This is a genomic window from Pseudomonas morbosilactucae (genome assembly GCF_023241665.1).
GTDB lineage: Bacteria > Pseudomonadota > Gammaproteobacteria > Pseudomonadales > Pseudomonadaceae > Aquipseudomonas > Aquipseudomonas morbosilactucae.
In genome coordinates, this window is record NZ_JALQCX010000059.1 from 1 (window position 1) to 18,818 (window position 18,818).

The window sequence follows — 18,818 nt, forward strand, 5'->3', positions numbered from 1 at the left end:
GAAATCCAAGCGCCTACAACAGCAGCGGCAACGAACTGCGTGTGTTCGTCGACTACCCGATCAACGTGTTCTGATGAACGCCTGATGTGGCCTGTACCAGGGCCGCAGTAAAAAAGCCCCGACTGGTTCGTGGCTTTTTTATGGGCGCCGGGAACGAGCGCCGGCAGGGCGAAGCGCGATCAGGTGGCGTACCAGGCGCTGAAGAGTTTGTTCAATTACGGATAAAAATATTGGATTAGTTCGTATCTGTACTAAGCTGAACTGACACCCACCACCGCCCTGCAGGAGCCTGACCCATGGCCACCTTATCCTCGGTCACGCGGCCCGAGCCCGGGCTCGACAGCCCTCAGGCCAGCCGAGTGGCGCTGAAGTTCTTTTTCAACCTGATGACCCACTGGGGTTGCAGCGTCGAGCAGCAACGCACCTTGCTCGGCAAGATCGGCAACACCACGTTCTATAAATACAAACAGTTGCCGGCTACGGTGCGCCTGCCCCACGACACCCTGGAGCGCATCTCCTACCTGATGGGCATCCACAAGGCCCTGAGCATCATCTTCAGCAACAGCCGCGAGCGCACCTATCAATGGGTCAGCAGCCCTAACAGTGCGGCGCCGTTCAATGGTCGCACGGCCCTGGACTACATGCTGGCCGGGCGTGTGGTGGACATCGCCGATGTGCGCCGTTACCTCGACGGAGTGCGCGGTTGATGACGCCGCCACTGAAACTGCCGGACTGGCCCAAGGCTTACCGCATCGTCAACAGCAGCTTCCCGCCCATCACGTTGTTTGAGGACGTGCTCGACCCTGAAGACTTGGAGCTTGCCTACGCCCTGGAAGCCCTGACCAACGACCGGCTGCGGGCCGAGGCCGGTGAGCTGTCCCGGGTATTGCCGCAAGACCGGGTCAGTGGGCCCGGCTCGACGCCGGTGATGGCCGCCTTTACCCACATCGGCAAAGCCAGCCGCTTCACCGATGGCACCTTTGGGGTTTACTACGCGGCCAGCAGCCAGGCTGCGGCCATCGCCGAAACCCGTTATCACCAGGAGCGCTTCCTGGCGGCCACCCAGGAACCGGACATCGAGTTGACCCTGCGCACCTACGTCAATCAGGTGCTCAAGCCCTTGCACGATGTGCGCGCCAACCATCCGCAGCTGCACGACCCCGACCCCCTCGGCTACGCCCCGGCCCAGGCGTTTGCCAAGCACCTGCGGGAGCAGCAGTCCTGGGGCCTGCTGTACAACAGCGTGCGCCTGGAGGGCCACGAGTGCATCGCCGCCCTGCGCCCGCCGGCGGTGTCGATTCCGCGCCAGGGCAAGCACCTGCGCTATGTGTGGAGCGCCAGCAGCCAGCGCATTTCCTTTGTCTTCGAGGTCAGTGAGGTCTGATTTTCGCCTGTTGATAAACCCGCCCCCCGGGAACATTGCATTTCGGCCAATCCGCACTAGCTTTATGCCGTCAGGGATGGCACTTGGCCGCAATGGAGGCGGGAGATTCTTGTGGTTCCGAGGGGCGTCCCTGTGCTTGCCGATGTTGTATGGACCTGCTGCCGCTCTGCGGCGGGCCCTATCGTCTGACCGTCCTGGAGCACAGGAGAACACCATGAAAGGATTTAAACCGGCACACGCCTGCGGCGCAGGTGCCGCGCTGGCGCTGACCTGCTTTATGCCCGGCGCCATGGCCGCCGAGGCCCCGCGAAGTTTTGCCAACCCCCCCAGCCTGGAACAGCAGGCACCGGTACAACAGGCCGGGCACAGCACCTTGTTGATGTCGTCCGAAACCGCCTCGGCGGCCCAGAGCCAACCGCGCGCCCATGGCGGCAGCGAGCGGGCCCTGGAGCTGAATATCGATTACACCAACAGCACGATTTTCGATCCCGCCAGCGGGCGCGATGTCGCGGTGCACCTGCGTGGTTACCAGGGCAAGGACGTGGACCCCAAGGCGCCCTTTATCGCCCCCACTATCGATGTCACCCCAGGCGACACGGTGCGCGTCACCCTCAACAACAAGCTTAAAAACGACCAGCCGTGCGCCGAGCACTCCGACAAGCCCGACCAGCCGCAGTGCTTCAACAGCACCAACCTGCACTCCCACGGCCTGTGGGTCAGCCCGACAGGCAACAGCGACAACGTGCTGCTGTCGATCAACCCCGGGGTCAGCTTCCAGTACGAATACAACATCCCGGCGGATCACCCGGCCGGGACCTTCTGGTACCACCCCCATCGCCACGGTTCCACGGCCATCCAGGTTGCCAGCGGCATGGCCGGTGCGTTGATCATCCACGGTGATCGCAAGCCTAGCGAGCACGCCAACGGTGACATCGATACCTTGCTCCGCTCGGACCAGGGTGCAGCGTTCCCGGAGCGGCTGCTGGTGATGCAACAGATTCCCTACGCCTGCAAAGGGGTCAAGGTCGATCCGAAGACCGAGAAAAAGACCGTGGACTGGAGTTGCGGTCCGAAGGAAGTGGGTGTGGTCGAGGACTTCGCTCAGTTCGCCCCGGGAAGTTGGGGCGAGTCCGGGCGCTACACCAGCATCAACGGCCTGGTGCAGCCGACGTTCAGTGCCAGCAGCGGCCAGGTGGAGCGCTGGCGCCTGGTGCACGCGGGGATTCGCGACACCATCAAACTGGAGTTTCGCAAGCTCGCCGACAGCGGCCTTCTGAAAAGCAACAGCGGTGTGGCGGCGGCCGATGCCGACAACTTCGTCAGTCAGCAATGCGTCGGCCAACCCGTGGCGTACCAAGTGATTGCCGCCGACGGCCTGACCCTGAATCAGGCCCAGACCCTGAGCCAAGTCACGCTGCAGCCGGGCTACCGCAATGACCTGCTGATGGTCTTTCCCGAACCCGGCCGCTACTGCGTGGTGGACGCTGCACAGTCGGCCAACAGCGGTATTTCCCAGGCCGCGAGTGGGCGCCAGATCCTTGGCTTCGTCGATGTGGCGCAGGGCAGCATCGTCAAGGACACCAAGGCCCACGTGACCCAGGTGCTGGTGGAGTCGGCCAAGCACAACATGCCCACCGAGGTGCAGCAGCAGGTGGTGGCTGACCTGGAAAAAGACCTGCGCCTGAGCAAGTTCGTGCCCCACGCGAGCATCAGCGACGAGGAAGTGAAGGGCGTACCGGAGGAGAAACTGGTGTTCTTCATCGACACCAAAGACAAGAAAAACACCAAGTTCGAAGTGGGCACCAGCATGGCCGACGTCAAGCCTTACCAGCCGGGGGTGATCAACCGCCGCCTGACCCTGGGCACGGCGCAGACCTGGGTCTTGCAATCGGGCTTTGCCAGTCATCCGTTCCACATCCACGTCAACCCGTTTGAGATCGTCAAGATCATCGCTCCGGATGGCGTCACTGACCTGAGCGCGCCGGGGGCTGTGGATAAAACCGACGGCGATACCCAGTACGCCGGGCTCAAGGGCGTGTGGAAGGACACCCTGTTCGTCAAGGGGCCGGTGGAAGGCAAGCCTTATACGCTCTATGTGCGCACCCGTTACGAGCGCTACATCGGCGAGTTCGTGCTGCACTGCCACATCCTCGATCACGAGGACCAGGGCATGATGCAGAACGTCAGCATCGAACTCTCCAATGGCCAGGGCGGCACCGCGCCGGCGCATCACTGAGGTCGGCTGGGCAAGTGGAAAAAGGGCGCCGAAGAGGGCGCCCTTTTTTTAATCGTCCGGTTGCATGGCGAACTTCAACTGCCCGCCCTGCAGGTACACCACCGCCTCGCGGCCGAAGATATCCACAGGCCGCGCCGACATCGCCTCATGCTCCGGCACGATCTTCGACAGCACCTTGAGGCGCACATCGACTCGCCAGACACAGGCCTTGGCCCCGCTGTTGTCGAAATACAGCACGGGCCGGGTGGCGCTCCATGTCGGGTTGACGATGCTCCAGCCGTCATCCGGCTCGTTCTGGTCGGTGATCGTTTCCTGGTAGGTGCCTTGGGTGGGCGCGTCGTACTGGAGCGACAGGCTGTTACTGCTCTCGTTCAGTTGCTCCCGCACTCGGGCCAGGGCATGGCGATGGGTATTGGACGCCGCCTGGAACACGTGCCGGCTTTCCTCGGCAGGGCTGCGCGAGCCCAGCCGGTAGCTCATGGCTTTTTGCAGGTTGCCGCCGATGTGCTGGCGGTAATAGAGCACCCCGTCGACGATCCCGGAGAAGCGGATGCCCTGATCGTTGCTCCCCGGCGAGCTCCAGCCGACAAAGGCAACGTCCTTGGCAATGGGATGCAGGCCCGGACGGTCATCGCGGTACTCGTAGAGGGTGCCCACATACGTCGGCTCGCCGGCCAGGTAACGGCCGACAAACAGCACCACGTGCAACACGTTATCGATCACCTGGGCATCGACGATCTGCTGGTCGCCGGGGATCGAGGCCGGGGTGAACGTGGCCAGGGTGAAGCGCGGCCAGTTATCGTTTTCATAGACGGTGTAATGCTGGCCGGGGGCCAAGGGGCGCAGTTGGTCCGGGTTCGGCAGCGCCGGAATCGGCACCGGGCCGAGCAGCTTGACCTGGGCCCGGTAGGTCGCTTCCAGGCAGTCGCTGGTCTCGCAGGAACTGCGCACATCGCTCAGCCAGTACGCCTGCAACTGGCGGATCACCTGCAGGTGTTTGAGCGTCTTGTAGCGGCGGTTCAGCTCGTCGTCCTTGGCGGACAGGGTCGGGGTGTCGCAGACCGTCTTCTCAATCAGCGTCGAGGCCTTGCTGCAATCGAAACCGGCGGCTGCGGCCGGCGGCGTGAGCAGGGCAAGGGCGAGGCCGGCAGTGGCCAGCGACAGGCGGGGGAGTCTCATCAAACGTCCTTGTGAAGCGGCAAGTGTGGGGCACTCAAGGGGGTGCCAACCAGGTGAGGTTTTCTGCCAAGTGCGGCTTGGCGAGCGAAACGGGCGCGGCGATTTTGCCCCGCTATGGCGCGCAGCGGTATTTATTTTTCCACCGGCCTGGATCGAACGATTAGGCTGGGGAGCCAATTCGGTTGTCGCCCTCTGAAGAGAACCCCACCTGTGTTCGATCCCCTGGAATGCCCGCCTTTGATCCACTCCAGCGAGGTGTTGGTGGCCCGTTACCGCCAGTTCCTGGCACACACCGCGTGCTCCCCCGAGGTCGCCGAGGGCTTGTTCAAGGACCTGCACCAGCACGCCATGAATCTGGGCTGTTCCAAGGCCCATGAAGCGTCGCCGGATATCTATTGGCTGCTGCAAAGCGCCGCAGTGGTTGCACTTTTGGCCTTTGGGTCGGGCTCGGAGATTTTTCGCCGCCAGCGGGCCGAAGTGGCCTATTACGGTGCCTTTGCCGATACCCGGGAACGGGTCCGCGCTTTCGAAGATTTTGTGGCGCAATGGGCGCTCTAGAGCATCAGGTGGGAACTGGGTCACAGATCGGCAGATTAAGGGGGTGATGGCGGAACGATGTTGTTTGGCCATGCTCGAAGCAGTTCCTGAACGGCCGGCCACAAGCCTGTGGCCGTCAGGAAAGACCGTGGTTTCGCCTTGTCGAACCTCTTCGGCCGGCGCGGGATTCGCGGCTGACTTCCCCCCACTCTGCTCAGGGACGCTAGAGCTTTATGCAACCATCCTCTTCTGCTCAACCCACCTCCAAAGGCGCCCTGCTCGGGCGCTTCAGCCATAGCCAGGCGCTGCCCATCGGGCTGCTGGTTTTTTCCCTGGTGTTGTTCGGCTTCTCGGCCTTTGTGCTGTACCTGAGCACCATTTTGCCGGTGGACGCGGCCAGCGCGGGCCCGGTTCATTTGCAGGGGCGCCGTGGCTTGGAGATGAACTTCTCCAGCCCGCTGATGCTGATCTACTTCACCAGTGGCCTGCTGGCGGTCCTGGGGGTGTGCATGCTGTTGATGCGGGCCTGGCAAAAGCGCCTGCGCAAATCCAGCTTCGAGGTCTACGAGAACGGCATCGCCGAAGTCACCGGCAACCAGAGCGAGTACCTGGCCTTCAGCGACATCGAAGACCTGTACCTGTTCTCCTCCGGGCAAGTCGCGCTTACCGGCATGATCACCAACCTGGCCTATCGGCGCAATGCCAGCCAGCCTTGGCACCACGCTGTCTATTCGCTCAAAGGCTTCCACGACTTCATCCAACTGGTGCGCGAACGTTATGTACGCGGGCGCCTGCCGAGTGTGCTGCAGGCCCTGCAGGCCGACCAGGCCGTGACCTTCAACTTCATCAGCAGCAACCAGGTGTGGCGCAAGCGGGTAACGGGCGGTTTCCTCAAGATCAATACCCAGCCGATCACGCTGACCCAGCACGACCTGCAAGTGCAGGGGCGTAGCGTGCCGCTGTCGAGCCTGCGCAGCGTCGACCTGAACACCTGGACCGAGAAGGTGGTGATCCGCGACGAGGCCGGCCACGAGGTGCTGTCGACCCTGGCCACGGGCATCCTCAGCCACGACCTGTTCTTGCACACCCTGGATGCGTTGGTGGGCGTGCCAGACACCGAGCAGCGCCAGGCGCAGACCGTGCTGGTCTGAGTTCGACGGCAGGCCTGAAGCAAAAAAACGCCGCGTGCTCCAACCGCAGCCCGCGGCGTTTTGCCGGGTGGCTGCAGGCGTGCCCGGGTTACAGATCCTGGAAGGTTTGCAGATAGGTCAGCAGGTTCTCGACCTTTTCCGTGTCGCTGATGCCCCAGAAAATCATTCGCGTACCGGGCACCACAGCCCGGGGTTCGTCGAGGTAGGCCACCAGCTTGTCCCGGGTCCATACGATGCCGGAAGACTTCATCGCGTCCGAGTACTGATAGTCCGCCACGCTGCCCGCCGTGCGCCCGAAAATGCCGTTGAGCTGGGGCCCGAAGGAACTGCGCACCGAAGGCCCGACGTTGTGACAGCCGCCGCAGATGCGGGTGAACAGCTTGCCACCGGCTTCAGCATCGCCGGCTGCCTGGGCCGCGCCGTTGAACAGCGCCAGGCCCAGCAGCAGGGCCAGGGGCAAGAAGGTGGATTTCTGCATGTACGGCTCCATATTGGCGGTGGCTCAGGGGCGGGCTATTGGAGCATGTCGGGCGGCCATTGTGGATGGTCTGGGGCACGTCCGGCCGATTCAGGTAATCTGCGCGTCCGGTGATCACACACAGGCCCAGGCACCCAGCGTGTCGTTAAGCGAGGATTCATGGCTAGAGCACGGGTAATCGGCACCTCGATCGAGGCCATCCAAGCCGCTGAAAAAGAGTTGGGCCGAACCCTGCCAGGGGCTTTTCGCGATTGGCTGCTGGTGAACAATGGCCGCTCCCTGGGCGCCTTGACCCTGTTTCCGGTGTTCGATGAACGGGATCCGCGCAAGACTTGGGAGTCCATCGTCCGCCACTTCAACCAGGGCTGGCAGGCCTGGCTGGAGGTTCACGCCCAAGGTGCCAGCGACAGCGCCGCGCTGCTGCCTTTCGCCGAGTTCGGCACCGGGGATTACTACTGCTTCGACTACGGGCGACAAGGCCAGGCCGGCGAGCCAGTGGTGGTCTTGTGGTCCCACGAGACGGCGCAAACACGACAGGTGGCCGAAGGCTTTGCAGATTTTTTGCGCACCGTCGAAGGCCCGGGCGAGGCGGACTGACCATGAATATTGCCACCCATCAACAAGCCTTCGCCCTGGCTCAGGCCTTGGTCCACGCCCTGGACCAACGGGATCACCAGGCCCTGCAGCGTGACTTCGGCCTCTCGCCTGCCGTGCAGGAAGAGCTGTACCAAACCCTCGCCGACTTTTTCGAGGCCGGCACCCGCCTGTCCCTGGCGCCCGAAGCGCAAGCCTTTGCCAGTGATGGCCGTTCCCGTCCCTTTATCGACACCTACATCACCCACGCCCAGACCTTGGGGTTGGAGTGCGTACTCTTTGCCGACGGCGCCCCGAGTGAGGCGCTATTGCACCTCGAAGTGCGGGAGCAGGATGGGCAGTGGGCGCTGTACTGCAAGTACATCGGTTCTTGAGGGCGCGCGCCTGGTGTTGCATGACGCGGCACCCGGTGTCGAACGGGGACGTGGCTGAGGGGGAAGCGCCTGCCGACTACTGACTTTTCAGGTATTCGATCACAGGCACTACATGGCTGAGTGGCGGGGCCTGTGCGATGACTTCGTCAGCCTGACACCACGGATAGCGGAGGGGCTGTAACCAATCCATCACCGACACCAGCTCCACGGCCGGGCTGACCTGCATGTGTTCAATGGTGATGCTCAAGTGGCTGACGAGCCCTGATCGAGGATCAAACTGCCAGTGGTATTCACCGCAGCCGACCCGCACTTCCCCCGTGCTTTTGACGGACATTCCCACCAGCCATTTGCAGGTGTGTGCCAATGCGCCCGCCAGCGGTGGTTCGCCGAGGCAGAAGGTGTAGATGTTTTCATAGGTCTGGTTGAAGCGACGCACCAGGACGTCGGCAATGGCTTCGAAGCCTTCGACATCGGGCGGAAAGGCAATCGTGTCCGTATGCACGAGCATTTTGACCGTCGCCTCGGCCGTGAATGCCTGGCGCAGTAGATCAGGTCGATTTCCATCCTTGGCCAGAATGTATTTTTCAATAGCGTGGCGGTTGCTGATCATGCTGGTTGTTCCTCCATAAAAACGTAATGTCGCGCTGGGTATCGTGTTTGAGTCCGTGCGATCCAATCATGGGCGGGTAGTGTGCCCCATCGCCTCATCACTTGAACGTCTGCATCTCACTGACGAACACCAGGGTGGCGATCAGTCCTATCTTCTGGTTGAACTTTAAATGTCGGCTCATGCTATTTGCGCCTATGCCTATGAAGGCGCCTTGAACAGATCGGAAAGTTGCGTTGCAACAGGTAAAAGCATCCTTGCTGTCTCTATCTGTCAGGCGCACGAAGTTGCGCACCTGTGAAGGTCCAGGGTGAAGTGTTAACGGGTGGGATAGAACTTAAGTTTGAGCGTTATTACGGGGCCGAGTGCTTACCACAGGGCCAGGGTGTAACTCAGGATCAAGCGGGTTTCATCCAGGTCATTGCCGAAGTTCGAACGAACCGTGGCATTTCTGACCTTGAGGCCGAGGTTCTTCAGCGAGCCGCTCTGTATCACGTAACCGATATCGGTATCGCGTTCCCACTCTTTGCCGGTGTTGTGGCCGGCGACCAGGGCGTTGTCACCTTGGACATAACGGCTCATGAACGTCAGCCCGGGGATGCCCAGGGCGGCGAAGTTGTAGTCGTAGCGCAACTGCCAGGAGCGTTCCTGGGTGTTGGCGAAATCGTTGATCTGTACAAAGTTGACCAGGTAGGGGTCGCTGTTGGCGATGTAGGGGAACGGGTCGTCACCGCTCATGCGCTGATAGGCCGCGGTGAAGACGTTGGAGCCCAGGGTGTAGGCGACCTGGCCGTTGGCGGCACGGTTGTCGAGGGGGCGGAAGTTGCCGTCGTCGGTGCTTTTTGAATAGCGCAGGTCGAACTTCAGCGACTGTTGCGCGGCAAGGGGAATCTCGTAGACCACGCCGCCAAACAACTGTCGATAGACGTTTTCCAGGTTGCCGTAGTACAGGCTGGTGCTCAGGGCTTTGCTGAAACTGTAGGTGCCGCCGGCAAAGCGAAAGTCATCGCTGACCCCGCCGATGCGGTTGCCGGTGAAGTCCTCGTAGTTGGAGGAACTGTTGAATTTGATTTGCTGCAGCTTGCCGCCTTGCAGGGCCAGCCGGTCAATGTCGTTCGAGGTCAGCAGCGCCCCTTCGAAGGTGGACGGCAGCAGGCGAGTGTCGTTGCTCGATACCACCGGGCTGCGAAAGGCCAGCGAGCCGACCTTGAGCACGGTCTGGGACACCTTGGCCTTGGCCGTCAGCCCCAGCTTGGAATACTCACTCTGGGAGCCCCGGCCGTTGTTCGAACTCAGGTCGGCCGGCAGCAAACCGGTGCCGCCAGAACCGTCCCCGCCGTCGAGCTTCAAGCCGAGCATGCCCAGGGCATCCACGCCCAGCCCCAGGGTGCCGGCGGTGTAACCCGACTCGAAACGCACCATGGCGCCCTGCGCCCACTCCGCTGCTGAGTCACGCTGGGCGGTAGGCGGGCCGTTGCGAAAGTCACGGTTGAAATAGAAGTTGCGCAGTTCCACGCTGGCTTTGCTGTCAGCAATAAAGTCTGCCGATGCAGTTAATGGGAAAACTAACGCGCACGCACTGGCAAGGGTAAAAACCTTATTGATCAACATGCTCTTTATGCTCCAGATAACGGCAGATTTATTGATTGAGTTTTATCGTTATGTTGAGTGCAAAGTTACATCTACAGTTTTCTGCGGGCAGCACGCAGCAACCGGGTTATTACCCCGTTGCGCGTACTGTCTGCGAAAAGAAAAGCGTTTAAATCAATCAGCGGTCTTGATGCGGCCGATCATGGAACCGGCTTCGAAGTAGGCACCGGCCTGTTGGCCAATCTGCACCTGGCCGGCACAGGGGGCGAGGATCGAGGTTTCCATCTTCATCGCTTCGACCACCGCGATCACTTGCCCCGCGCTCACCGCTTCGCCATCGGCGACGACCCAGGTATGCAGATTGCCCGCTACCGGTGTCAGTACCGCCTGTGGGTCAGCGGCTTCGCTTGGACGGGGGCTTTCGCCGGCGGGGCCTGCTGCAGTCAGGCTGACGCCCCGCAACAGCGCGGCCGGCAGGCCCAGTTCATGGCGCTTGCCGTCGATCTCGACGAAGGTGCGCAGCACGTCAGGGTCGGCCGACACGGGGTTGCGTGGGGCGATGGTGACTTGCTCGGCGAAATCGGTCTCGATCCAGCGGGTGTGCACAGCGAATCGATCGGCACTGGTGAAATCGGCATGGTCCATCACGGCCCGGTGGAAGGGCAGCACCGAGGCGATGCCCTCGATCTTGAACTCGGCCAGGGCGCGTCGGGCGCGGGCAATCGCCTGCTCGCGGGTGGCGCCGCTGACGATCAGTTTCGCCATCATCGAATCGAAGGTGCTGGGCACCCGTGAACCACTGACCACGCCGCTGTCCAGGCGCACGCCCGGGCCGGAGGGCGGCAGGAATTCGCTGATTTCCCCAGGCGTCGGCAGGAAGCCCTTGCCCGCGTCTTCGGCGTTGATGCGGAACTCGAAACTGTGGCCACGCGGGGTCGGTGTTTCGCTGAACGACAGCGGCAAACCGTCGGCGATGCGCAGTTGTTCGATCACCAGGTCGACGCCGGTGGTTTCTTCGGTCACCGGGTGCTCGACTTGTAGGCGCGTGTTGACCTCAAGGAACGACAGGGTTCCGTCCTGGCTGAGCAGGAACTCCACAGTGCCGGCGCCCACGTAGCCGGCTTTGGTGCAAATCGCCTCGGCAGCCTGATGAATGCGCTGGCGCTGGGCGTCGTTGATAAAGGGCGCGGGCGCTTCTTCCACCAGCTTCTGGTTGCGGCGCTGCAGCGAGCAGTCACGGGTTCCGACCACCACCACCTTGCCGTGTTTGTCGGCCAGTATTTGCGCCTCAATGTGTCGAGGGCGGTCGAGGAACTGCTCGACGAAGCATTCGCCACGACCGAAGGCCGCTTCTGCTTCACGTACAGCGGACGCGTAGAGTTCGGCGACCTCGTCCAGGCGCCAGGCGACTTTCATGCCACGGCCGCCGCCACCGAAGGCGGCCTTGATGGCAATCGGCAGGCCGTGTTGCTCGGCAAAGGCCAGCACTTCGGCGGCGCTTTCAACCGGCCCGGGGGTGCCGGCGACCAGGGGCGCACCGACCTGCTGCGCCAATTTCCGCGCCTCGACCTTGTCCCCCAGCACGTCGATGGTCTCGGGGTTGGGGCCGACCCAGATCAGCCCGGCGTTGATCACCGCGCGGGCGAAGTCGGCCCGCTCCGACAGAAAGCCATAGCCGGGGTGCACCGCATCGGCGCCGCTGCGTTGGGCGATGGCGATGAGCTTTTGGATATCCAGGTAGGTCTCTGCCGGGCGTTGGCCGTTCAGGGAAAAGGCTTCGTCGGCCTGGCGCACATGCAGGGCGTCGATGTCCGCATCGGCATAGACGGCGACCGACTGCACACCGTAGTCGCGGCAGGCGCGGGCGATGCGGACGGCGATTTCACCACGGTTGGCGATCAGTAATTTTTTCATGGGGTTTTCTTCGCATCGGCAGTTGAAAAAGAGGCTTCGGTGCTGGGTTGAATGTCCTGGAAGCCGTCCAGAGGGTTGAAGCGAATCTGCGCATTGATCGGTATCTGCCCCGCCAGGTCCAGATGGTGGCTGGCCACGGCGGCGATCACCGGATAACCGCCGGTCAGCGGGTGGTCGGCCAGGAACAGCACGGGTTGGCCGCTGGCTGGAACCTGGATAGCGCCGACGGAGGTGCCTTCGCTGGGCAGCTCCTGGTGATTGCTGCGCGTCAGCGGCGTGTCACCGGCCAGGCGAATGCCGACCCGGTTGGACTGTGGGGTGACGCGCCAGAGCTGGCTGCTCAGGCGCTCGATGGCGTCTGCGGTAAACCAGTCGGTGCGCGGCCCCATGACCACGTCGAGGGTGATGATCTCCGCCGTCGTCGGCAGTTCGAACGCCGGGGCTTCGTTCAGCGAGACGCTGGTGCCCGTGGTCAGTGTGGTAAAGCCCAAGCGGTCGCCGACGGCCAGTGCCGGTGGGCCGACCTGGGCCAGGGTGTCGGTGGACAAGCTGCCGAGCACCGGTGTGACCTCGAAGCCACCACGAATCGCCAGGTAGCTGCGCAGCCCCGCAAGGGGGGAACCCAGGTTGACGCGGTCGCCCACGTCCAGTTCGATGGGCTGGTAGTTGCTGGCCGGCCATTGCACGCCGCTGGCGTTGGTGATGGTCACCGGGGTGTGCGCGCCGGTGATCGCGATCACGGCGCGGCCATGGCAAACGAAACTCAGGCCGCCGAGTACCGACTCCACGCAGGCCATGTCCGAGCGGTTGCCCACGGCGCGGTTGGCCGCCCGCAGGGCGCCCAGGTCCAGCGCGCCGGAGCGGGAAACGCCTTGGCCGGTTTGGCCGGGGCGCCCCAGGTCCTGCAATACGCTGTGTAACCCGGGGCTGACAATTTCCAGGTAGGCGCCGCTGGGGTCGGCGGCCCGGGCGGGTGCTGCCGGAGCAGGCAGGCCGTTGGCCGGGAGCGGGCCGGCATCGGTAAAGCGCACCTTGTAGCCAGGACGCAGCAGGGCCGGTTCGGCGCGGTTCAGGTCCCACATCTGCAAGGGCGTGACCCCGATGATCTGCCATCCGCCGGGGCTGGCTTGCGGGTAGACGCCGCTGAAATCCCCGGCCAGGGCCACGGCGCCCGCCGGTATGCGGGTGCGTGGGGTTTTACGGCGTGGCACCTGGAACCCGGCCCCGCCGGTGAGGTAGGCGAAGCCCGGCGCGAAGCCGCAGAAGGCCACGCTGTAGTCATGGGCGGTGTGGCGCTGGATCACTTCATTGCGGCTGATGCCCAGCAGCGTGGCGACCTCGTCGAGGTCTTCACCGTTGTAATGCACGGGGATTTCCACCCGGCGCTGCTCGCCTTCGCGGCGCTGGCTCAGGTCGCGGCCGGCGATGCGGTCGACCAGCGCCTGGCGTTCGATGGCGCTGGGGCGGAATTGGATCAGCAGCGTTCGAGCGGCAGGAACAATTTCCTCCACGCCAGCAATAGGCTCCGCCATCAGGGCGTCGAACAAGGCCAAGGTCTCGTCGAGGTCGTTCAGTTCGACGAGCAGGGCGTCCAGGTTGACCGGTAGAAAGCGCACAGGAAACTCCTAGACGTGGTAGGTGCTGTCGGGCACATCGGTGATGAACATGTGACCGGGGGCGTGGGTGATCGCGAAGGGTACACCCGAGGCCGCCACTGCCGCCTGGGGCGTCACACCGCAGGCCCAGAACACCGGGACCTCGCCCGGCTCGATGCGCACGGCATCGCCATAGTCGGGTCGGCTCAGGTCCTGGATACCCAGCAGTGCCGGCTCACCGATGTGCACCGGGGCGCCGTGGACCGAGGGGTAGCGCCCGGAAATCCCGCTGGCCTCGGCCACGCGATCGGCCGGGATCGGCCGCATCGACACCACCATTTCACCCTGCAGGCGTCCCGCCGGGCGGCAGGCGCGGTTGGTCCGGTACATCGGCACGTTGCAGCCGTCCGCGATATGCCGCACTTCGATACCGGCCTCTTGCAAGGCGGTTTCAAAGGTGAAGCTGCAGCCAATCAAGAACGCCACCATATCGTCGTGTTCGGCCCAGGCCTGGGTGGCGTCGCTGACTTCTTCGACCATTTTCCCGTCACGCCAGATGCGATACAGGGGGATGTCGGTGCGCAGGTCGGCGCCTTGCGCCAGCAGGGTCCTCGGGCTGCCGGCATCGCTGACGTCGAGGATCGGGCAGGCTTTCGGGTTGCGCTGGGCGTACAGCAGAAAGTCGTAGGCCCATTCGCGTGGCAAGGCGATAAGGTTGGCCTGGGTCATGCCCGGGGCAATGCCGGCCGTGGGTGTGATCAGGCCGCCACGGTAAGTTTTGCGTGCTTCCTGGGCCGCGGCGATGGCCGTCTGACGGGCGCGGGCGAGGGCATTCATGGGCGATCTCCAGCAAAAGGCCGCAGGGACAGGTTGGCGTTTTCCAGCACTCGGCGCAGTTCGCGGGCCATTTCCACGGCGGCGGGGCTGTCGCCATGGACACAAATCGAGTCGGCCTGGATGCGCGTTCGGCTGCCATCGATGGCTTCGATGGTGCCGTCTTCCACCAGGCGCAGCATGCGTTGGGCCACGAGCTTGGGGTCGTGCAGCACGGCCCCGGGCTCGCGCCGCGAAACCAGGGTGCCCTGGGGCGTGTAGGCACGGTCCGCGAAGGCTTCGGCGACACACTGCAAACCTTCGTTGCGTGCCAGCTCAATCAGCTCGGAACCGGCCAGGGCCACGAGCACCAGCGTGGGGTCGATGGCACGGATGGCCTCGATCACCGCCAGCGCCTGGCGGCGGTCGTGGGCAATGGTGTTGTACAGGGCGCCGTGGGGTTTCACGTAGCGCACCGAGGTGCCGGCGGCCTTGGCCAGGCTTTGCAGTGCACCGATCTGGTAAATCACGTCAGCGGTCAGCTCATCGCTGGCCACGTCCATGTTCCGTCGGCCGAAGCCCACTTTGTCCGGGTAGGCGACATGGGCACCGATGGTGACATTCTTGGCCACCGCGGCTTTCAGGGTCCGCAGGATGCCGGCCGGGTCGCCGGCGTGGAAACCGCACGCGACGTTGGCGCTGGTCACCACATCGAGCATCGCGGCATCGTCGCCCATGCTCCAGGCGCCGAAGCTTTCTCCCAGGTCGCTGTTAAGGTCAATTGCACGCATCTGAATAATCTCCGGTTAAATCACGCTGCGCCGATGAACGCAAAGATGGCACCTGCCGACTTGTAAGCCATGAACCACGACAGCAGGCAAGTCAGGATGCCCAGCACCAGCAACCAGCGAGGATAGTGATAGCCGTCCATCAGGTCGGAACGGCGCCAGCCCACATACATGAAGATGCTCAGGCCCAGCGGCAGGATCAGGCCGTTGAAGCCGCCCGCGAAGACCAGCAGGGCCGCCGGTGGCTTGCCCAGCACCATATAAACAATCAGCGAAATGACAATGAAAACAACGGTGGCCAGGTGGCGCACCCGCTCAGTAATACGCTTCGAGAACACGGTGATAAAGGACATCGAGGTGTAAGACGCACCGATCACACTGCTGATCCCCGCCGCCCACAGCACCAGGCCGAACATCATCATGCCGATGTTGCCGGCAGCCGCCTGGAACGCTTGGCCCGCAGGGTTGGCGCCTTTGCCCGACACGTCGATGACCACGCCGCTGGCCACGACCCCGAGGATCGCCAGGAACAGAACGTAGCGGGCGACGCCGGTGACCAGGATGCCGGTCAGCGCGGCCTTGGAGACGGCCTCGATATTTTCCACACCCACCGTGCCGCGATCGAGCAAGCGGTGCGCGCCGGCGTAGGTGATGTAGCCGCCCACGGTGCCACCGACGATGGTGGTGATGGAGGCGAAGTCGATGAAGTCAGGCCACACCGATTGACGCAGGGCTTCGCCCAACGGCGGATGGGTCGCGAAGGCGGCGAACAGGATCAGGCACACCTTGAGGATGCCCAGGCCCATCATGATGCGGTCCATGGCAATGCCGGCGCGGTGGGACGAGAAAATCGCGATGGCCAGCAGCGCGCTCAACGCACCTCCCCATTTCGGGTCCAGGCCGGTCAAGGCATTCAAGCCCAGGCCCGCGCCGGCAATGTTGCCCAGCATGAACACCAGGCCGCCACACAGCACCAATAACGTCAGCAGGTAGCCACTCCCCGGGATGGCCGCGTTGGCCAGGTCCGCCGCGCGCATTTTGGTCAGCGACACAATGCGCCAGACGTTCAGCTGCACGACGAAGTCGATCAGGATCGAGGCCAGGATACCGAACGCAAACGCAGCACCCAGGGTCGCGGTGAACGTCGCCGTTTGGGTCAGGAAACCTGGCCCAATGGCGGACGTGGCCATCATGAATATGGCGGCGACCAAAGAGGCGCGCCGCGCTTTTGTGAACTCTTGAGTGGTCTGTGTCACGGCATCATTCCTACGGTGAGAGATACCTGGGCTGAGCAATGAGCATGCCAAGACTCAAACATCACCCCTGCAATGTAGGTGCATCAATCGTTTATTGTTGAACAATCTATATATTTTGAGTGAGTCATTTGCACCAAGTTGTTACTTCAAAACCCAGCAGTGCTACTTAATGAAGCACGCTTCATGCTTGATCCTTGTGCCCTGCACTAAGCTCTGATGGAATACCGGCGCGGTTTTTCTCATCCTGGATCTTTTATGAACGACGCCTCTCCCGCTCTTCCTCGCACACTGGGAGAAACCATTACCCAAGAGATACGCAGAATGCTGGTCGAGGGTGAGCTGGTACCCGGCCAACGCCTGTCAGAAGCCGCCCTTGCCGAAAATCTGGATATCTCTCGCAACACCCTGAGAGAGGCGTTCAGGGTCCTGACTCGCGAGGGCTTGCTCAAGCACGAACCCAACCGTGGGGTGACCGTGGCAGAGCCGGACATGGGCTCGATCATCGACATCTACAGGGTGCGCCGCTTCATCGAATGCAAAGCGATCGCCCAGGGTTATCCCCAGCATCCAGGCACACTGCACATGCGCGAAGCGGTCGAATCCGGCGTCCGCGCGCGGGAAACCAAAGACTGGGTGGCGGTCGGCACCGCCAACATGATGTTCCACAAAGCAATCGTTGAACTCGCCGACAGCCCACGCCTGGTGGTGTTCTACGGCCAGATCTCGGCCGAACTGCGACTCGCCTTCGGGCTGCTCAACGACCCGCAATTCCTGCACCTGCCGTTCCTCGACATGAATGCCTCGATTCTCCAATGCTTGGAAGAAGGCCGACCCAACGACGCCGCCACCATGCTCGAGAGCTACCTGGTGCAATCGGAACGCACCGTTTTGGCGGCGTATGAGCGTAGTACCAAGCGGTAGACGATTTGATGGGGGGCTTACTCCTGTGAGGTCAGGCTGCGCTCTTATCGTTGCAGGAGTTGCCCGTCGTACATGCAGCAGACGGTCAGAAGTGGACACCTGGATGCCACCGGCCTTTGCATCGCCTTGGAAGAGATCACATTGGCCAACACAAAACGCACCTTGAGCAAACGCGGCTAGGCGCGTTCACGCCCTTATAGTCGACTCTATTGCCGACCGTACTTCCCGGAGGCTTTTCCCAGTGTCTGACATGCCGACCAACTTCGCTTACACAACACGCTTCAACGCCGTACTCGCCTACATTGATGCCAATCTCGAAGGTGACCTGTCGGTGAAGACGTTGAGCCATGTGGCGAACTTTTCGGCGTTTCACTTCCATCGGCAATTCACCGCGTTCGTAGGAGTGTCTGTCTCGCGTTATGTGCAACTGATGCGGCTACGACGCGCGGCACATCGCCTGGCCTCCCTCGCGGATCACTCGGTACTGGACGCCGCACTCGGTGCCGGCTTTGAAAGTCCCGAGGCATTTTGCAGGGCGTTCAGGCGGGCGTTCGGTATGACGCCGAGTGCGTTCAGGAAGGAACCGAACTGGCAGGTCTGGAGTACGGTGTTCGCAATCCCTCACTTTTCCAGGACTATCATCATGCAAGTACGAATCGTGGAATTCCCTGAAGTCAGGGTCGCAACGCTTGAACACTGCGGACCCGCTGGGCTCGTCAATGAGAGCGTATGCAAGTTCATCGAGTGGCGTATGCAGAGCGGACAGTCGCCGGTGGCATCGAGTCGAACCTTTGGCATTCCCTATGGCAACCCCGATACGACACCGCCACAAGAATTCCGCTTCGCAATCTGCGGCGAGATTCACGAGGCCGTGGCGTCGAATGCGTTCGGTGTGCACGAGATCGTCATTCCTGGCGGTCGCTGCGTCGTGGTGCGACACGCGGGGTCACCGGACCACATCGGCGAAACGATCTATCCGATTTACCGCGATTGGCTCCCGGCCAGTGGAGAGGAACTTCGTGACCAGCCGCTGTTCTTTCATTACCTGAGCGCCTATCCCGAGACACCGCAGGATCAGTGGCAAACTGATGTGTATGTTCCGCTGCAATAGCGGAGCAAGCAGCTTTCGACCCTGACGGACATTAACGAGTGTCCGCGCAGCCATGTGACAGGTTCTAGGGGGAGTTTCCAAACCCCAGAAACAACAAAGCCCTCGTATTTCTACGAGGGCTTTGTTTTGTATGGTGCCGGCACAGGAGTCGAACCCGGGACCTACTGATTACAAGTCAGTTGCTCTACCAACTGAGCTATACCGGCGTGTTAGGGCGACGATTATAGCGATTGGCGGGCGTCTGTAAACCCCTGAAATCTGACTATTTTTGCATGGGCCTTTGGCGTGTC

The 18,818-nt window shown here is 62.4% G+C and carries 18 protein-coding genes and 1 tRNA gene; 9 read left to right on the forward strand and 10 right to left on the reverse strand.

The window, feature by feature from the left end:
* Window positions 1–296: 296 nt before the first annotated feature.
* From M1B35_RS26740 to M1B35_RS26750, 3 genes are all read left to right on the forward strand, one after another.
* Window positions 297–707 carry an MbcA/ParS/Xre antitoxin family protein gene (locus tag M1B35_RS26740; protein ID WP_123329116.1) on the forward strand — a complete coding sequence of 137 codons (411 nt, stop codon included), beginning with the start codon at window positions 297–299 and terminating at the stop codon, window positions 705–707.
* Window positions 707–1,384, forward strand: coding sequence for an RES family NAD+ phosphorylase (locus tag M1B35_RS26745; RefSeq protein WP_268263556.1), 678 nt, complete (start codon window positions 707–709; stop codon window positions 1,382–1,384). Before M1B35_RS26740 ends, M1B35_RS26745 begins: the two co-directional genes overlap by 1 nt.
* Before the next feature lie 214 nt (window positions 1,385–1,598).
* Window positions 1,599–3,620 carry a multicopper oxidase family protein gene (locus M1B35_RS26750; protein WP_268263557.1) on the forward strand — a complete coding sequence of 674 codons (2,022 nt, stop codon included), beginning with the start codon at window positions 1,599–1,601 and terminating at the stop codon, window positions 3,618–3,620.
* A gap of 48 nt (window positions 3,621–3,668) precedes the next feature.
* On the opposite strand, the gene M1B35_RS26755 is transcribed toward M1B35_RS26750, so the two are convergent.
* Window positions 3,669–4,799 carry a lysozyme inhibitor LprI family protein gene (locus M1B35_RS26755; protein WP_268263558.1) on the reverse strand — a complete coding sequence of 377 codons (1,131 nt, stop codon included), beginning with the start codon at window positions 4,797–4,799 and terminating at the stop codon, window positions 3,669–3,671.
* A 210-nt stretch (window positions 4,800–5,009) separates the two neighbouring features.
* Here M1B35_RS26755 and M1B35_RS26760 point away from each other — a divergent pair, with 210 nt between their 5' ends.
* Together M1B35_RS26760 and M1B35_RS26765 are read left to right on the forward strand one after the other, a co-directional pair.
* Window positions 5,010–5,357 carry a hypothetical protein gene (locus M1B35_RS26760; RefSeq protein WP_268263559.1) on the forward strand — a complete coding sequence of 116 codons (348 nt, stop codon included), beginning with the start codon at window positions 5,010–5,012 and terminating at the stop codon, window positions 5,355–5,357.
* Between the two features lie 212 nt (window positions 5,358–5,569).
* Window positions 5,570–6,487 carry a hypothetical protein gene (locus M1B35_RS26765; protein WP_268263560.1) on the forward strand — a complete coding sequence of 306 codons (918 nt, stop codon included), beginning with the start codon at window positions 5,570–5,572 and terminating at the stop codon, window positions 6,485–6,487.
* A gap of 88 nt (window positions 6,488–6,575) precedes the next feature.
* Here the strand turns inward: M1B35_RS26765 and M1B35_RS26770 are convergent, their stop codons facing one another.
* Window positions 6,576–6,965 carry a c-type cytochrome gene (locus M1B35_RS26770; RefSeq protein WP_268263561.1) on the reverse strand — a complete coding sequence of 130 codons (390 nt, stop codon included), beginning with the start codon at window positions 6,963–6,965 and terminating at the stop codon, window positions 6,576–6,578.
* Window positions 6,966–7,124: 159 nt separating this feature from the next.
* Here M1B35_RS26770 and M1B35_RS26775 point away from each other — a divergent pair, with 159 nt between their 5' ends.
* On the forward strand, window positions 7,125–7,562 hold the full coding sequence (locus M1B35_RS26775) for an SMI1/KNR4 family protein (protein ID WP_268263562.1): 438 nt from the start codon (window positions 7,125–7,127) through the stop codon (window positions 7,560–7,562).
* A 2-nt stretch (window positions 7,563–7,564) separates the two neighbouring features.
* Entirely contained in the window at window positions 7,565–7,933 is a 369-nt protein-coding gene (locus M1B35_RS26780) for a hypothetical protein (RefSeq protein WP_268263563.1), read from the forward strand.
* Window positions 7,934–8,009: 76 nt separating this feature from the next.
* Here M1B35_RS26780 and M1B35_RS26785 read toward each other — a convergent pair whose 3' ends face one another.
* The 7 genes from M1B35_RS26785 to M1B35_RS26815 form a co-directional block, all read right to left on the reverse strand.
* Window positions 8,010–8,543, reverse strand: coding sequence for a hypothetical protein (locus M1B35_RS26785; RefSeq protein ID WP_268263564.1), 534 nt, complete (start codon window positions 8,541–8,543; stop codon window positions 8,010–8,012).
* A gap of 366 nt (window positions 8,544–8,909) precedes the next feature.
* The gene (locus M1B35_RS26790) at window positions 8,910–10,151 is read right to left on the reverse strand and encodes an OprD family porin (RefSeq protein WP_268263565.1); all 1,242 of its coding nucleotides are present in this window, start codon (window positions 10,149–10,151) and stop codon (window positions 8,910–8,912) included.
* 153 nt (window positions 10,152–10,304) lie between these two features.
* Complete coding sequence (locus tag M1B35_RS26795; protein ID WP_268263566.1) at window positions 10,305–12,044, reverse strand: acetyl/propionyl/methylcrotonyl-CoA carboxylase subunit alpha; 1,740 nt, start codon at window positions 12,042–12,044, stop codon at window positions 10,305–10,307.
* Complete coding sequence (locus tag M1B35_RS26800; protein ID WP_268263567.1) at window positions 12,041–13,660, reverse strand: 5-oxoprolinase subunit B/C family protein; 1,620 nt, start codon at window positions 13,658–13,660, stop codon at window positions 12,041–12,043. Before M1B35_RS26800 ends, M1B35_RS26795 begins: the two co-directional genes overlap by 4 nt.
* A gap of 9 nt (window positions 13,661–13,669) precedes the next feature.
* Window positions 13,670–14,476 (reverse strand): putative hydro-lyase, encoded by an 807-nt coding sequence (locus M1B35_RS26805; protein WP_268263568.1) that lies wholly within the window; start codon window positions 14,474–14,476, stop codon window positions 13,670–13,672.
* Window positions 14,473–15,243 carry a LamB/YcsF family protein gene (locus M1B35_RS26810; protein WP_268263569.1) on the reverse strand — a complete coding sequence of 257 codons (771 nt, stop codon included), beginning with the start codon at window positions 15,241–15,243 and terminating at the stop codon, window positions 14,473–14,475. The genes M1B35_RS26805 and M1B35_RS26810 overlap by 4 nt, the downstream gene beginning before the upstream one ends.
* A gap of 20 nt (window positions 15,244–15,263) precedes the next feature.
* Complete coding sequence (locus tag M1B35_RS26815) at window positions 15,264–16,496, reverse strand: NRAMP family divalent metal transporter (protein ID WP_123329145.1); 1,233 nt, start codon at window positions 16,494–16,496, stop codon at window positions 15,264–15,266.
* A gap of 255 nt (window positions 16,497–16,751) precedes the next feature.
* Between M1B35_RS26815 and M1B35_RS26820 the strand changes: the two genes are divergently transcribed.
* Together M1B35_RS26820 and M1B35_RS26825 are read left to right on the forward strand one after the other, a co-directional pair.
* Complete coding sequence (locus M1B35_RS26820; protein ID WP_123329147.1) at window positions 16,752–17,417, forward strand: GntR family transcriptional regulator; 666 nt, start codon at window positions 16,752–16,754, stop codon at window positions 17,415–17,417.
* 241 nt (window positions 17,418–17,658) lie between these two features.
* On the forward strand, window positions 17,659–18,528 hold the full coding sequence (locus M1B35_RS26825; RefSeq protein WP_268263570.1) for an AraC family transcriptional regulator: 870 nt from the start codon (window positions 17,659–17,661) through the stop codon (window positions 18,526–18,528).
* Window positions 18,529–18,659: 131 nt separating this feature from the next.
* On the opposite strand, the gene M1B35_RS26830 is transcribed toward M1B35_RS26825, so the two are convergent.
* A tRNA-Thr gene (locus M1B35_RS26830) sits at window positions 18,660–18,734 on the reverse strand.
* Window positions 18,735–18,818 lie beyond the last annotated feature (84 nt).